The 14579-nt window shown below is 65.4% G+C and carries 13 protein-coding genes; 9 read left to right on the forward strand and 4 right to left on the reverse strand.

Translation table 11 applies throughout. From position 1 onward, the window contains the following. Nucleotides 1-26: 26 nt before the first annotated feature. The 3 genes from dapD to DBY63_RS13505 all read right to left on the reverse strand — a co-directional run bounded on the left by dapD (nt 27) and on the right by DBY63_RS13505 (nt 2069). Nucleotides 27-1061: a 2,3,4,5-tetrahydropyridine-2,6-dicarboxylate N-succinyltransferase gene (gene dapD / locus DBY63_RS13495; protein ID WP_042137936.1), complete on the reverse strand. Its 1035-nt coding sequence runs from the start codon at nt 1059-1061 to the stop codon at nt 27-29. A 73-nt stretch (nt 1062-1134) separates the two neighbouring features. After that, complete coding sequence (locus DBY63_RS13500) at nt 1135-1497, reverse strand: ArsC family reductase (protein WP_007160615.1); 363 nt, start codon at nt 1495-1497, stop codon at nt 1135-1137. Between the two features lie 131 nt (nt 1498-1628). Further along, a complete protein-coding gene (locus DBY63_RS13505) occupies nt 1629-2069 on the reverse strand; it encodes a DUF1043 family protein (protein ID WP_007160614.1) in 441 nt (146 codons plus the stop codon). Nucleotides 2070-2254: 185 nt separating this feature from the next. Here DBY63_RS13505 and DBY63_RS13510 point away from each other — a divergent pair, with 185 nt between their 5' ends. The 6 genes from DBY63_RS13510 to rpsI all read left to right on the forward strand — a co-directional run bounded on the left by DBY63_RS13510 (nt 2255) and on the right by rpsI (nt 7252). Then, nucleotides 2255-2890: an alpha/beta fold hydrolase gene (locus DBY63_RS13510; protein ID WP_108582297.1), complete on the forward strand. Its 636-nt coding sequence runs from the start codon at nt 2255-2257 to the stop codon at nt 2888-2890. A 33-nt stretch (nt 2891-2923) separates the two neighbouring features. Beyond that, complete coding sequence (locus DBY63_RS13515; protein ID WP_007160612.1) at nt 2924-4273, forward strand: tryptophan--tRNA ligase; 1350 nt, start codon at nt 2924-2926, stop codon at nt 4271-4273. An 85-nt stretch (nt 4274-4358) separates the two neighbouring features. Further along, nucleotides 4359-5453, forward strand: a complete 1095-nt coding sequence (gene zapE, locus DBY63_RS13520) for a cell division protein ZapE (protein WP_007160611.1) — start codon at nt 4359-4361, stop codon at nt 5451-5453. Nucleotides 5454-5507: 54 nt separating this feature from the next. Further along, complete coding sequence (gene nfi / locus DBY63_RS13525) at nt 5508-6209, forward strand: deoxyribonuclease V (protein ID WP_027598260.1); 702 nt, start codon at nt 5508-5510, stop codon at nt 6207-6209. 206 nt (nt 6210-6415) lie between these two features. Next, nucleotides 6416-6844, forward strand: a complete 429-nt coding sequence (rplM, locus tag DBY63_RS13530; protein WP_007160609.1) for a 50S ribosomal protein L13 — start codon at nt 6416-6418, stop codon at nt 6842-6844. Nucleotides 6845-6859: 15 nt separating this feature from the next. Next, on the forward strand, nt 6860-7252 hold the full coding sequence (gene rpsI, locus DBY63_RS13535; RefSeq protein ID WP_007160608.1) for a 30S ribosomal protein S9: 393 nt from the start codon (nt 6860-6862) through the stop codon (nt 7250-7252). 706 nt (nt 7253-7958) lie between these two features. On the opposite strand, the gene rne is transcribed toward rpsI, so the two are convergent. Next, nucleotides 7959-11249, reverse strand: a complete 3291-nt coding sequence (gene rne, locus DBY63_RS13540) for a ribonuclease E (RefSeq protein WP_218565012.1) — start codon at nt 11247-11249, stop codon at nt 7959-7961. Between the two features lie 705 nt (nt 11250-11954). Between rne and rluC the strand changes: the two genes are divergently transcribed. The 3 genes from rluC to sppA are packed head-to-tail and all read left to right on the forward strand — an operon-like array spanning nt 11955 to nt 14572. Continuing rightward, nucleotides 11955-12908, forward strand: a complete 954-nt coding sequence (rluC, locus tag DBY63_RS13545) for a 23S rRNA pseudouridine(955/2504/2580) synthase RluC (RefSeq protein WP_007160606.1) — start codon at nt 11955-11957, stop codon at nt 12906-12908. Then, entirely contained in the window at nt 12901-13587 is a 687-nt protein-coding gene (locus DBY63_RS13550; protein ID WP_042137950.1) for an HAD-IIIA family hydrolase, read from the forward strand. The genes rluC and DBY63_RS13550 overlap by 8 nt, the downstream gene beginning before the upstream one ends. Next, entirely contained in the window at nt 13580-14572 is a 993-nt protein-coding gene (gene sppA, locus DBY63_RS13555) for a signal peptide peptidase SppA (protein WP_007160604.1), read from the forward strand. The genes DBY63_RS13550 and sppA overlap by 8 nt, the downstream gene beginning before the upstream one ends. Nucleotides 14573-14579: the final 7 nt, after the last annotated feature.

Genomic DNA, 14579 nt, shown 5'->3' on the forward strand with positions numbered 1-14579 from the left:
GCGAGGCGGGCTGCCCGGTTGTGGACTCAGTTGTGCGCGTGCAGCGCTTCGTTGAGTTCGATGGCGGTCTTGTTGGTCTTGCACTCGACCGCGCCGGTTTCCGAATTGCGGCGCAGCAGCAGGTCGCTCTGACCGGCCAGCTCGCGCGCCTTGACTACCCGTACCAGCTGGTTCTGGTCATCCAGCACGGCGACCTTGGTGCCCGCGGTCACATAGAGACCGGATTCCACGGTGCAGCGATCGCCCAGCGGGATGCCAATGCCGGCGTTGGCGCCGATCAGGCAGCCTTCGCCGACGCTGATGATGATGTTGCCGCCGCCCGACAGGGTGCCCATGGTGGAGCAGCCGCCGCCCAGGTCCGAGCCCTTGCCGACGAAGACGCCAGCGGAAACGCGGCCTTCGATCATGCCGGGGCCGGCGGTACCGGCGTTGAAGTTGACGAAGCCTTCGTGCATCACGGTGGTGCCTTCACCCACATAGGCACCCAGGCGCACGCGGGCGGTATCGGCGATGCGCACGCCGGCCGGCACCACGTAGTCGGTCATCTTGGGGAATTTGTCCACCGAGAAGACTTCCAGCAGCTTGCCGCGCAGACGGGCTTCCAGCTGCTCGGCCGGCAGTTCGGCCAGGTCCACGGCGCCCTGGTTGGTCCAGGCCACGTTGGGCAGCAGGGCGAAGATGCCGCTGAGGTTCAGGCCGTGGGGCTTGACCAGGCGGTGGGACAGCAGGTGCAGCTTCAGGTAGGCCTCGGGGGTGGAGGCGGGCGCGGCGTCTTCGGCCAGCAGGGTGGCCACCAGCGGCTTGGTGCTTTCCGCCAGGCGGGTCAGCAGCGCCGATTGCACGGCATCGATGCCCTTGAGGGCTTCGGCCAGACCGCGGGCCTGGGCCGGGGCGAAGGCGATGGCCTGGTTGCCGCCCTGGTAGTCCAGCAGCGGCGCGACTGCCTCGACCAGCGCCGCCGGGGGATTCAGCAGGGGCTGTGCATAGAAGACTTCCAGCCAGGCGTCCTGGCGATTCTGGGTGCCGACACCGAAGGCGATACTGAAGAGGGCATTCGACATGAGACTGTTCCTTTGCAGAGGCACCGATCCGGTCGGTGCGAGATGTTCGGTAGTAGGGGCGGTGGCCGCGGGGTCAGTTCAGGGCCGCGGCATAGAGCTCGGGCTTGAAGCCCAGCAGGGTACGGTCGCCGAGATCGAGCACGGGTCGCTTGATCATGGAAGGCTGCGCCAGCATCAGGTCGATGGCCTTGGCGGTGTCGAGGTCGGCCTTCTGGGCGTCGTCGAGCTTGCGGAAGGTGGTGCCGGCGCGATTGAGCACCTTGTCCCAGCCATGCTCCGCGCACCAGGCCGCCAGCCGCTCGCGGTCGATGCCGCTCTGCTTGTAGTCATGGAAGTGGTAGGCCTGGCCGTGCTCGTCGAGCCACAGGCGGGCCTTCTTCATGGTGTCACAGGCCTTGATGCCGTAGAGGCTCAGGCCACTGGCCGCTGCGGGCATGGCGTTCTCCTGCGAAAGACTGCAACCGCGGATTATGCCATGACGGGCCGGAAAAGGGCCGGGCGTCGCGCCCTGAGTGCAGAGGGCGGAGGCCGGAAAGCAGAAGGCCGGGGAGTCCCCGGCCTTGGCGATCAACCGCGGCTTTTCACGCCGTAGGTTTCGTCGAGGGTGCCGGGGGTGCCGTCACCCTTGGGCGCGTAGTCCCGCGGCGCTTCGGTCGGACCGTCGATGCGCTCGCGACTGGATGGGTAACGCTGCTCGGCGCTGTGCAGCGAGGCCAGCAGGTGCTGACGGGTCAGTTCGTCCTGGGCCAGGCGCTCGGCGCCTTCGGACAGGTGCGACTGCATGTCCTGGTAGGTCTGGGTGAGCTTGCGCACCAGGCCGGCGGTGGTACTGAAGTGGCTGGTGACCTCGTGCTGGTAGTCGTCGAACTTCTTCTGCAGATCATCCAGCTGGCGCTGCACCCGGCTCGGCGCGGCGCCCGGCACCAGGCGTGCCAGCAGAAAACCTATCCCGACCCCGATCAGCAGCGCGACCAGGGGCAACAACCAGGTAGTGAGCGACTGTTCCACGAAACTTCCTCTATGAGCGGCTTTGCTTTACGGTAACGGCAGACCGGCGAGCCTGTACACTGGGTTGCGTCTTCTGCCATTCGCTGGGCGTCATCATACCCCGCACTCAGGCATCGCGCAGGATCGACCCTATCAAAATCAACTCCTTGGATGAGCACTGTTCGTCCGGGATCACGGAGTCAAGCGTGTCAGCCCGTGAACAATCCCTGCTGCTGGAGGGCCCCGCGGGCACTCTGGAGGCGCTGTACCAGAGCCCGGATGCCCCCACCGGCGCGGTCCTGCTCTGTCATCCCCATCCGCTCCATGGCGGCGCCATGCAGAACAAGGTGGTCGCCACCCTGCAGCGCATCGCCCGGGATGCCGGCCAGGCCACCCTCAGATTCAATTTTCGCGGCGTTGGTGCCAGCACCGGCGTGCATGCCGGTGGCGAAGGCGAGATCGACGATGCCGCGGCCGCCGTGGCCTGGTTGCGTGAACGCCATCCCGACCTGCCCCTGACCCTCTGCGGCTTCTCCTTCGGCTCCTGCGTCGCCGCCTGCCTCGGCGGGCGCCTGGAAGGCGAGGGCGTGGCGGTGGAACGGCTGTTCATGCTGGCGCCGCCGGTGGAGTGTTTCGCGGTCGACGGCCGCCTGCCCCAGCGGGCGCGCCTCACCGTGATCCAGCCCGAGGCCGACGAGGTGGTGACCCCCGAGCGGGTCTATGCCTGGTCCGCCGCGCTCGAACAGCCGCACGAATTGCTCCGCGTCGCCGACTGCAGCCATTTCTTCCATGGCAAACTCGTCGAACTCAAAGATCTGGTCCTGCCCCGCCTGCAGGCCTGACCCTCGTTAGTCTCTCGGATTTCCAGCGCCTCCATGACCACTCGCATCCTCACTGGCATCACCACCACCGGTACCCCGCACCTGGGCAACTATGCCGGGGCCATCCGTCCCGCCATCCGCGCCAGCCTGGCCGACGATGCCGACTCCTTCTATTTCCTCGCCGACTACCATGCCCTGATCAAGTGCGACGACCCGGCGCGCATCCAGCGTTCGCGCCTGGAGATCGCCGCCACCTGGCTGGCCAGCGGCCTGGATCCGGAGCGGGTGACCTTCTATCGCCAGTCCGACATCCCCGAGATCCCCGAGCTGACCTGGCTGCTCACCTGCGTCGCCGGCAAGGGCCTGCTCAATCGCGCCCATGCCTACAAGGCCGCGGTCGACCGCAACCTGGAGCAGGGCGAGGATCCCGATGCCGGGGTCACCATGGGGCTCTACAGCTATCCGGTGCTGATGGCCGCGGACATCCTGATGTTCAACGCCCTGCGTGTGCCGGTCGGGCGCGACCAGATCCAGCACGTTGAGATGGCCCGCGACATCGGTCAGCGCTTCAACCATCTGTTCGGCAACGGGCGCGACTACTTCGCCCTGCCCGAGGCGGTCATCGAGGAAAGCGTCTCCACCTTGCCCGGCCTCGACGGCCGCAAGATGTCGAAGAGCTACGACAACACCATCCCGCTGTTCGGCAGCGCCAAGCAGCTCAAGGACGCCATCGCCCGCATCGTCACCGACTCGCGCCTGCCCGGCGAGCCCAAGGATCCCGACAGCGCCCACCTCTTCACCCTCTACCAGGCCTTCGCCACCCCCGAGCAGAGCGCGGCCTTCCGCGCGGCCCTGCTGGACGGCCTGGCCTGGGGCGAGGCCAAGGGCCAGCTGTTCGAGCTGCTCGACGCCGAGCTGGGCGAAGCACGCGAGCGCTATGCGGCGCTGATCGCCCGTCCCGATGATCTGGAAGACATCCTGCTGGCCGGTGCCGCCAAGGCCCGCCGCTATGCCACGCCCTTCCTCGGCGAGCTGCGCGAAGCCGTGGGCCTGCGCTCGCTCAAGACCCAGGTCGCCACCGGCGGCGCCAAGAAGAAGGCCAGCAAGACCGCCCGCTTCGTCAGCTTCCGCGAGAGCGACGGCAGCTTCCGCTTCCGCCTGCTCGACGCCGACGGCACCGAACTGGCCCTGTCGATCCCCTTCGCCGAGGCCAAGACCGCCGGCATCACCAGCAAGCAGCTGGTCACCACGCCGGCCAGTGTCGTGGCGGGAGAGGGCAACGGCTTCCAGCTGCTGCTGGCAGATCAGGTGGTGGCCGAGGGCGTCGCCAGCGATTCCCCCGCCGCGCGCGATGCGCTGATCGAGCGGACGCGCACCGCACTCGCGCAATTGGCCGAGGCCTAAAGGGCACCCGCGGTCCCCGGCGTTGTCAACGCCAGGGACCGCCATTACAGTGACCACCCTTTTTTCCACCCGACCAGAAGCCGCCATGACCCCCCTCGAGCGTTACCAGGCCGACCTCAAGCGCCCGGAGTTTTTCTACGATGCTGCCCAGGAAGAGGCCGTCCGCCATCTGCAGCGCCTCTATGACGAATTGCTCGCCGAGCCCGCGTCCAAGGGTGGCCTGTTCGGCAAGCTGCTCGGGCGCAAGACGGTCACGCCGGTCAAGGGGCTGTATTTCTGGGGTGGGGTAGGGCGCGGCAAGACCTATCTGGTCGATACCTTCTATGACGCCCTGCCGTTCAAGCAGAAGATGCGCACCCACTTCCACCGCTTCATGAAGCGGGTTCACGAAGAACTGCGCACCCTCAAGGGCGAGAAGAATCCGCTGACCATCATCGCCCGGCGTTTCGCCGACGAGGCGCGGGTGATCTGCTTCGACGAATTCTTCGTCTCCGACATCACCGACGCCATGATCCTGGCGACCCTGCTGGAAGAGCTGTTCAAGAATGGCGTCAGTCTGGTCGCCACCTCGAACATCGTGCCTGACGGCCTCTACAAGGACGGTCTGCAGCGCGCGCGCTTCCTGCCAGCCATCGCGCTGCTCAAGGAACACACCGAGATCGTCAACGTCGACAGCGGCGTGGACTATCGCCTGCGCGCCCTGGAACAGGCGCAGCTGTTTCACTATCCGCTGAGCGACGAGGTCGAGGCGGCGATGGCCAAGAGCTTCCGTTCGCTCACCGTCGAGTGCAACGACCTCTGCGAAGACGTGCCGCTGATGATCGAGAATCGCGAGATCCGCGCGCGCCGCACCTGCGAAGACGTCGCCTGGTTCGATTTCCGTGCCCTCTGCGACGGTCCGCGCAGCCAGAACGACTACATCGAGCTGGGCAAGATCTTCCAGACGGTACTGGTCAGCAACGTCGAGCAGATGGACGCGCTCAAGGACGACATGGCGCGGCGCTTCATCAACCTGGTCGACGAATTCTACGATCGCCAGGTCAAGCTGATCCTGTCGGCCGAAGTGGAGCTCAAGGACCTCTATTCCGGTGGCCGCCTGGAGTTCGAATTCCAGCGCACCCTCAGCCGCCTGCTGGAAATGCAGTCCCACGAATACCTGGCCCGTCCGCACAAGCCGTGAACCCTGCCCGGGTTGAAGGATCAATCCTTTGACCCAGGTTTTCGGGAGGTACGTGTGAATTCCGATCCCTTCGCCGAGTGGGACGGCTCGCCCGCCCAGGCGCGCATCCTGCAGAAGCAACTGGCCACGCAGGTCCTCTTGCACGACGACTTCGGCGCGCCGCGGCGTTACGCCGGGGTCGACGTGGGCTTCGAGGAGGGGGGCGAGATCACCCGCGCGGTGGCCGTCCTGCTGGATGCCGAGACCCTGCAGCCACTGGCCCATGCCGTCGCCCGCATCCCCACCGTGATGCCCTATGTACCGGGCTTGCTGTCCTTTCGCGAATTGCCGGCGCTGCTCCAGGCCCTGGCGGAATTGCCGGAGACGCCCGAGCTGGTGTTCTGCGACGGCCATGGCATCGCTCACCCACGCCGCCTCGGTATCGCCGCCCATCTCGGGGTGGTCACCGGTCTGCCGACGATCGGCGTGGCCAAGAAGATTCTCACCGGTCACCACGGCGAACTCGCCGAGACGCGCGGCAGCCAGGTCGACTTGCGGGATCGCGAGGGTGGGGTGATCGGCACGGTGCTGCGCAGCAAGGACCGGGTCAAGCCGCTGATCGTCTCGCCCGGGCACCGGGTCAGCCTGGCCAGCGCACCCGCGCTGGTCATGGCCTGCGTAAGGCGTCACCGCCTGCCGGAACCGACGCGGCTGGCCGATCACCTGGCCTCCCGTCGCCAGGGTTCGGCGGCGACCCAGGCACTATTTTCTTTCTAGCTTGTGGTTGCTTTTCTGGCGTGAACGGGTATCATGCCGCAGCTTTCTTGGCGGGGGATGCCTAAGCCTGCCGAGATCGCCGTAGCGGACGCCGACCCGAGCCCCCGAAGAGCGTCTGTTTCCGGCTGCCCCCGACTTGTCTGGGGTTGCACTGTTGTGTAGAATTTGCCGTCTTTTTACCAGGGCGGCCTCTGAGGCCATAGAGAATGAAAACTTTCACCGCAAAACCGGAAACCGTTAAGCGCGACTGGTACGTCGTCGACGCTGCTGGCCAGACTCTGGGTCGTCTGGCTACTGAAATCGCCACTCGCCTGCGTGGCAAGCACAAGCCCGAATACACCCCTCACGTTGACACCGGCGACTACATCGTCGTCATCAACGCCGAGCAGGTTCGTGTGACCGGTGCCAAGACTACCGACAAGATGTACTACCATCACTCCGGTTTCCCGGGTGGCATCAAGTCGATCAACTTCGAAAAGCTGATCGCCCGTGCTCCCGAGCGCGTCATCGAGACCGCCGTCAAGGGTATGCTGCCGAAGAACCCGCTGGGCCGCGACATGTATCGCAAGCTCAAGGTGTACAAGGGTGCGAACCATCCGCACACCGCTCAGCAGCCCCAAGAACTCAAGTTTTAATCGGGATAGTACAACATGTCGGCAACTCAAAATTACGGTACCGGCCGTCGTAAGACTGCCACCGCTCGTGTCTTCCTCCGTCCGGGCACTGGCAAGATCTCCATCAACGATCGCGCTCTGGACACCTTCTTCGGTCGCGAGACCGCGCGCATGGTCGTGCGTCAGCCCCTCGAGCTGACCGAGACCCTGGAGAAGTTCGACGTCTATGTTACCGTCGCTGGCGGTGGTGTGAGCGGTCAGGCCGGTGCTATCCGTCACGGCATCACCCGTGCGCTGATCGAGTACGACGAAGGCTACCGCAGCTCCCTGCGCAAAGCCGGTTACGTCACTCGTGACGCCCGTGAAGTCGAGCGTAAGAAAGTCGGTCTGCGCAAAGCGCGTAAGCGTCCGCAGTACTCCAAGCGTTAATCCTTCGGGATACGCTCGAAAAACCCAGCCAAGCGGCTGGGTTTTTTTATGCCTGGGATTTTTCGGCGAAGGGTGCGCAGGGCCAATGGTGTGGGTTCGCCGCCAAAGGTCGGCAGTCCGGTATCAGCCTAACGTTGGGCTTCGCTACGCTCAGCGCCAACCTGCCTCGATTCCCATGGGTACCGTAGACTGGGTTGAGGCAGTTCCACCGCCGAAGCCCGGCAATCAGCCCATCTCCCCGTGTTGGGCTTCACTACTCTCAGCGCTAACCTGCGTCGATTCCCTTGGGTCCGTAGGTTGGGTTGAGGCAGCTTCACCGCCGAAGCCCAACAGTCAGGCCATCCTGTCCTTTGTTGAGCTTCGCCACGCTCAGCGCCAACCTACGTCGATTCCCTCGGGCACCGTAGGTTGGGTTGAGGTAACTCCACCGGCGAAGCCCAACAATCAGCCCATCTCCCCGTGTTGGGCTTCGCTACGCTCGGCGCCAACCTACGTCGATTCCCTGGGCCCGTAGGTTGGGTTGAGGCAGCTCCACCGCCGAAGCCCAACCAGGCAGGCCTTTATCGCGGGTAGGACTCCAGTGCGTAGAGGGCTGGCCTGTATCGATCTATCGGGACCGGCTCGTCACCCTCGGTGCGCCATGCCCACTCGAATTCGAGGCATAAAAAAGGGGCGCCTAGGCGCCCCTTTTCATGGCTGGCGGAGATCAGCCGGGATGATTTTCCCGCGACTCCTTGAGCTTACGATCGAGTTCGGCCTGGGTGGCTTCATCCTCTTTCACAGCATCGGCCTTGGGAGCCTCCGCAGGGGTGTCGGCTTCGCCGGTCAGGGCGACGGTAGCCGCTTCTTCCTGCGCAGGGCTGGGCACGATTTCCACGGGCTCTTCCACCACAATCGGCGCCGATTCGGCTTCGGCTGCAGGCAGCTCTTCAGCGATCGGGGCCGGCTGGGCCTCGGGCGTCTGTTGCGGCTCGACGGTACCTACCGCCGCGGTGGCGAAGGTTTCCTCGGTTTCTGCAATGGCACCCAGGGCAGGGGCCTGAGCGTCCTGCTCGGCCTGCTTGGCGCGTGCCGCTTCGGCTTCACGTGCCAGGCGCTCGCGACGACGGCGCTCACGCGGATCGTTGGAGGCGCGACCGGCAGCCGATTCCGCAGCTTCGGTCTCGACCGGTGCCGCGGGAATGGGCGCGGTGGCCGTTACCGGAGCGGTCTGCTCGACCACCGGCGTGGTGATCTCGACTTCCTGGTGCGGCGCACGCTCGTCCTGCAGCTGGCTCACCTGGGGGGTGAGGATCTCCGGCTGGGCAGGGGCGTCCGCTGCGGGCTGCTCCATTGCAGCCTCCTGGGTGGCTTCGGTGGCGGCCGGGGTTTCGGCGGTGGCTGCCGACTCCTGCTGGCGAACGTCACGAACCTCTTCCTGGGTGGCAATGGCGGTCACGCTTTCGCTGACCACGACGGCGGTACCCAGGGCGACCGCGGCCGGTGCGACAGGGGTGTCGGTGGCTGCAGTACCTTGCTCTTCGTCTTCGATGAAGTTGCCGTTGGCATCACGCTGACGCTCGCGACGGTTGCTGCGACGACGCTGGCCGCGGGAACGGCGACGCGGACGCTCTTCGCCTTCTTCCAGCTCTTCGTTGCCTTCCAGCACCTCTTCTTCGTTCAGCTCTTCGGCGCTGGCCGCTTCCTGGCGCTCTTCGCGGGCCTTGCGTTCTTCGCGCGGCTGACGCTCTTCACGCTGCTTGCGCTCTTCACGCGGCTGACGCTCTTCGCGAGCCGGACGCTCTTCAGCGCTCACGCGCTCTTCGCGGGGTTGACGCTCCTCACGAGGTTGACGCTCTTCGCGGGGCTGACGCTCTTCACGCGGCTGGCGCTCTTCGCGAGTGGCACGCTCCTCGCGGGGCTGACGCTCCTCGCGCGGTTGACGCTCCTCGCGGGGCTGGCGTTCTTCGCGCGGTTGGCGCTCTTCGCGATTGGCGCGCTCTTCGCGGGGCTGACGCTCCTCGCGAGCCGGGCGGTCTTCACGGGTCTGACGCTCTTCGCGCGGCTGGCGCTCTTCACGCGGCTTGCGCTCTTCGCGGGCCGGGCGTTCGCTGCGCTCGCCACGATCGGCGCGCGGCTGGCGTTCTTCACGCGGCTTGCGCTCGTCGTCACGGCGGCCTTCACGGCGGCGATTCTGCTGACGACCGTTGCGGCGCTCGTCCTGGCGACGCTGCTCGTCGCTGCTCTTGGGCGCTTCCGGAGTGGCAGCGGTCTTGTCGACCATGGGCTGCTCTTCGGTCTTGCCGGCGAACAGGCTGACCAGGGACTTCACCAGACCCTTGAACAGGTTCGGCTCGGCGGTGGTCTTGGCGGCAGGGGCAGCAGGAGCGACCACTTCGGCGGCGACCGGGGTGGGAGCCGGTGCGCGCTCGGGCGCCACCTTCACGGCCGCTTCCTGGCGCACCAGGGTACGGGTGGAGCTGACCGGCTGCACCTCTTCGGCTTCGGTGTTGGCCATCTCGTAGCTGGACTGGCTGTTCAGCAGCTCGGGATTGTCGTCACGCAGACGCTGCACTTCGAAGTGCGGGGTCTCGATGTGATCGTCCGGCAGGATGATGATGCGCACGCGGGTGCGCAGCTCGATCTTGGTGATGCTGTTGCGCTTCTCGTTGAGCAGGAAGGACGCCACCTGGATGGGTACGTGGGCGCGCACCTCGGCGGTGCGATCCTTGAGGGCTTCTTCCTCGATCAGGCGCAGGATGGCCAGCGACAGGGATTCCACGTCGCGGATGATGCCCTGGCCGTTGCAACGGGGGCAGACGATGCCGCTGGTTTCGCGCAGGGAGGGGCGCAGGCGCTGGCGGGACATTTCCAGCAGGCCGAAGCGGGAAATGCGACCGATCTGCACGCGGGCGCGGTCGGCTTCCAGGGCTTCGCGGACGCGATCTTCCACGGCGCGCTGGTTCTTGACCGGGGTCATGTCGATGAAGTCGATGACGATCAGGCCGCCGATGTCGCGCAGGCGCAGCTGACGGGCGATTTCCTCGGCCGCTTCCAGGTTGGTCTGCAGGGCGGTTTCTTCGATGTCGCCACCCTTGGTGGCGCGCGCCGAGTTGATGTCGATGGACACCAGGGCCTCGGTGGGATCGATGACGATGGAGCCGCCGGACGGCAGCTTCACTTCACGCTGGAAGGCGGTCTCGATCTGGCTTTCGATCTGGAAGCGATTGAACAGCGGGACGCTGTCCTGATAGAGCTTGATCTTGCTGGCGTACTGCGGCATCACCTGACGGATGAAGCTCAGGGCTTCTTCCTGGGCTTCGACGCTGTCGACCAAGACTTCACCGATGTCCTGACGCAGGTAGTCGCGGATGGCGCGGATGATGACGTTGCTTTCCTGATAGATCAGGAAGGGGCCCTTGCGCTCACCCGAGGCTTCGGTGATGGCGGACCAGAGTTGCAGCAGGTAATCGAGGTCCCACTGCAGTTCTTCGGTGCTGCGGCCCAGGCCGGCGGTACGCACGATCAGGCCCATGTCGCCCGGGGCGTTCAGGCCGTTTAGGGCTTCGCGCAGTTCGTTGCGCTCTTCACCCTCGATGCGACGGGAGATGCCGCCGGCACGGGGATTGTTGGGCATCAGCACCAGGTAGCGACCGGCGAGGCTGATGAAGGTGGTCAGGGCGGCGCCCTTGTTGCCGCGCTCTTCCTTTTCGACCTGGACGACTACTTCCTGGCCTTCGGAGAGCACTTCCTTGATATTGACGCGGCCTTCCGGGTTCTTCTTGAAGTATTCCCGGGAGATTTCCTTCAGCGGGAGGAAGCCGTGGCGATCGGCGCCGAAGTCGACGAAGGCGGCTTCCAGGCTGGGTTCGATGCGGGTGATGCGGCCTTTGTAGATGTTGGCCTTTTTCTGTTCGCGGGCTCCGGACTCGATGTCCAGGTCGAACAGCCGTTGACCGTCGACCAGGGCAACCCGCAATTCCTCGGGCTGGGTCGCGTTGATGAGCATTCTCTTCATGTAATACCACTACGTTCCGGGCTCTCGGCCCGCAGGGTGGCAACAGGATTCAAGAGAAGGGTGCACGGGGTCGTATCGAAGCCGGGCAAAGCCGGCCTTCGTGTCCAGCAGCAGGCCCTGGGGCGTGCCGCGACTACGTCTCCTGCAGGCGCTTGAGCGACTGCCGTTGCAGCTCCACAGGAGGAGGAATCAACCAGGCATGGTGCGGGCGTGACAGCCGAAAGGCTCGGGCAGCCGGGTCGTCGCGGGATTCGTGTCAGGTGTCGCTCGGTTGGAGCATCGGCCGTTGGCCTTGAGGCTTCCACCTGCGATCGTCACCTTGGCCGAAGCTGGGCGCGAAGCGGGCTGCAGGCGTACTGTCAGGCTACGCGATACGCTGGTTGTGCATCTCCATCCTGCACACAATCTTCAGGAATCAGGTGCCGCCCGCAAGGTCCGGAGCGGTTGTCGTTTTACAGCTGGCACCCTGGGTGCCGCTGCCTTGGTTACCAGGCGGATCGCAGATCGCCACTCACCCCCTTGGGCAGAGTCGGCGTTCTGCTGGACGGCCAGACGTCCAGTGACTATTGCATTTGCAGCCTATATTCGCGGGCGGAATCTACGGCCTCGCGAGCGGTGCCATCCAGACAGGACTGATAACCGCCTCCGGACTATAGCAGCAAGCTTTAAGTGCTTCAAATAAGGGAAAATTGCTATCATCTGCCGATGACTAAGCCTCCTTCTCCCAGCACCGGCGTTCAATTGCTCGACGTGCCTGCCGACTATGCCGGCCAGCGCATCGACAACTTCCTGCGTACCCACCTCAAGGGTGCGCCCAAGACCCTCATCTATCGCATCCTGCGCAAAGGCGAAGTGCGGGTGAACAAGGGCCGCATCAAGCCCGACTACCGCCTGCAGGCCGGCGACCAGATCCGCGTACCGCCCCTGCGTCTGTCCGAGCCCGACGAGCCTGCACCCCTGGCCAGGGGCCTGCTCGAGCGCCTGGAGGATTCCATCGTCCACGAGGACAAGGCCCTCATCGTCATCAACAAGCCGGCCGGTATCGCCGTGCACGGCGGTAGTGGCCTGTCCGGTGGGGTCATCGAGGTCTTTCGCCAACTGCGTCCCGACGCCCGCGACATCGAGCTGGTCCATCGTCTCGACCGGGATACCTCCGGGCTGCTGATGATCGCCAAGAAGCGCAGCATGCTGCGCTTCCTGCACGAGGCCCTGCGCGGCGACGGCGTCGATAAGCGCTATCACGCCCTGGTGCGCGGCCATTGGCCGGCGGCCAAGAAGAAGATCAGCGCGCCCCTGCTTAAGAATACCCTCAGATCCGGTGAGCGCATGGTCGAGGTCAATGACGAAGGCAAGGAGGCGCTCACCGAATTCCGCGTGCTGCGGCGCTATGGCGAATTCGCCACCCTGGTCGAGGCGCGGCCGGTGACCGGGCGTACCCATCAGATCCGCGTCCATGCCCGCCACGCCGGGCACGCCATCGCCGGCGATCCCAAATACGGCGACGAAGACTTCTCCCAGGAGATTCGCGAGCTGGGCGGCAAGCGGCTGTTCCTGCACTCGGCGAGTCTGGTGATTCCGCTGCCCGAAGGCGGCGAGTTGCGCCTGGAAGCGCCGGTCGACAGCACCTGGAGTCAGACGCTGGAGCGTCTGGATGCCTGAATACCAGCTGCTGATCTTCGACTGGGACGGCACCCTGGCGGATTCCATCGGCCGGATTGTCGAGGTGATGCACGTGGCGGCCGAGCAGCTGGGCTTGCCACCGCGCAGCGACGTGGCCGTCAAGGGCATCATCGGCCTGGAGCTGGTCGCGGCCATCCAGACGCTCTATCCGCATCTGGTCACTCCGGCGCAGATCGAGGGCTTTCGCGATGCCTACAGCGCCGAATTCGTCCGTCGCGAACAGCAGGCGTCGCCTCTGTTTCCCGAGGTGCTGAGCGGGCTGCAGCGCTTTCGCGCCCTGGGTTACCAGCTGGCCGTGGCGACGGGTAAGAGCCGGCGCGGCCTGGCCCGTTCGCTGCAGCAGCATGGCCTGAGCGAGTTCTTCGACATCACCCGTTGCGCCGACGAGGCCGCCGGCAAGCCCGATCCGCAAATGGTCGAGGAGATTCTCGCCCATTGCCGCGTGGCGCCGGAGCGCGCCCTGCTGATCGGGGATGCGGTGTTCGACCTGGAAATGGCCCGCCGCGCCGGGGTCGCTGCGGTCGGGGTGGCCTATGGTGCCCAGCCGGCCGAGGTGCTGAGGGATTTCGGGCCGCGCCTGGTGATCGAAGCTTTCGCGGACCTGGCGCTATGGCTGGGTGACAACGTTGTGGTCAGGAGTGAGGTTGGGCATGGCTGACGAGTGGAAGGAAGACAGCGGACGTACGCGTCCGGCGGACGACAAGACCTGGGCCCTGATCGAGAAGACCATGCTCGCCAGTGTGCGCGAGCAGCGGCGGGCGCGGCGCTGGGGCATCTTTTTCAAGCTGCTGACCTTCGCCTACCTGATCGTCATGCTGGTGCTGTTCACGCCCCTGCTGTCGCTGGGCAAGAAGGGTGGGGTGACCGAGTCCGGCGCCCATACCGCGCTCATCGAACTCAAGGGCGTGATCGCCGACGACGAGAAGGCCAGTGCCGACAATGTGGTCACGGCCCTGCGCAAGGCCTTCGACGACAGCAACACCCGTGGCGTGGTGCTGCGCATCAACAGTCCGGGCGGCAGTCCGGTGCAATCCGGCTACATCTATGACGAGATCAAGCGCCTGCGCGGTCTGCATCCGGATATCAAGCTGTATGCGGTGATCACCGACCTGGGGGCCTCCGGCGCCTACTATGTGGCCAGCGCGGCCGACGCCATCTATGCCGACAAGGCCAGTCTGGTCGGCTCCATCGGCGTGACGGCGGCTTCCTTCGGTTTCGTCGGCACCATGGAAAAGCTGGGTGTGGAGCGCCGGGTCTACACCTCGGGCGAACACAAGGCCTTCCTCGATCCCTTCCAGCCGCAAAAGCCGGAAGAGACCCGATTCTGGCAGCAGGTGCTGGATACCACCCATCAGCAGTTCATCGACAGCGTCAAGAAGGGGCGTGGCGACCGGCTCAAGGTCGAGGGTCATCCGGAGCTGTTCTCCGGGCTGGTCTGGTCCGGCGAGCAGGCGCTGTCCCTGGGGCTGATCGATGGCCTCGGCAGCGCCAGCTATGTGGCGCGCGATGTGGTCAAGGAAGAGCGCCTGGTCGACTACACCCAGGAAGACTCGCCCTTCGACCGTTTCGCCAAGCGCCTGGGCGCCAGTGTCGCCGAGCGCCTGGCGCTCTACATGGGCTGGCAGGGTCCGGCGTTGCGCTAGGGCGACA

The organism is Pseudomonas sp. RIT411, from assembly GCF_003057735.2.
GTDB lineage: Bacteria > Pseudomonadota > Gammaproteobacteria > Pseudomonadales > Pseudomonadaceae > Chryseomonas > Chryseomonas oryzihabitans.

What these genes read in the sequence shown, in the direction of transcription:
- sppA (WP_007160604.1), top strand. Translation starts at nt 13,580, where the DNA reads ATGGCTGACGAGTGGAAGGAAGACAGCGGACGTACGCGTCCGGCGGAC.
- rplM (WP_007160609.1), top strand. Translation starts at nt 6,416, where the DNA reads ATGAAAACTTTCACCGCAAAACCGGAAACCGTTAAGCGCGACTGGTAC.
- dapD (WP_042137936.1), bottom strand. Translation starts at nt 1,061, where the DNA reads ATGTCGAATGCCCTCTTCAGTATCGCCTTCGGTGTCGGCACCCAGAAT.
- DBY63_RS13500 (WP_007160615.1), bottom strand. Translation starts at nt 1,497, where the DNA reads ATGCCCGCAGCGGCCAGTGGCCTGAGCCTCTACGGCATCAAGGCCTGT.
- zapE (WP_007160611.1), top strand. Translation starts at nt 4,359, where the DNA reads ATGACCCCCCTCGAGCGTTACCAGGCCGACCTCAAGCGCCCGGAGTTT.
- DBY63_RS13515 (WP_007160612.1), top strand. Translation starts at nt 2,924, where the DNA reads ATGACCACTCGCATCCTCACTGGCATCACCACCACCGGTACCCCGCAC.
- DBY63_RS13550 (WP_042137950.1), top strand. Translation starts at nt 12,901, where the DNA reads ATGCCTGAATACCAGCTGCTGATCTTCGACTGGGACGGCACCCTGGCG.
- rluC (WP_007160606.1), top strand. Translation starts at nt 11,955, where the DNA reads ATGACTAAGCCTCCTTCTCCCAGCACCGGCGTTCAATTGCTCGACGTG.
- rne (WP_218565012.1), bottom strand. Translation starts at nt 11,249, where the DNA reads ATGAAGAGAATGCTCATCAACGCGACCCAGCCCGAGGAATTGCGGGTT.
- rpsI (WP_007160608.1), top strand. Translation starts at nt 6,860, where the DNA reads ATGTCGGCAACTCAAAATTACGGTACCGGCCGTCGTAAGACTGCCACC.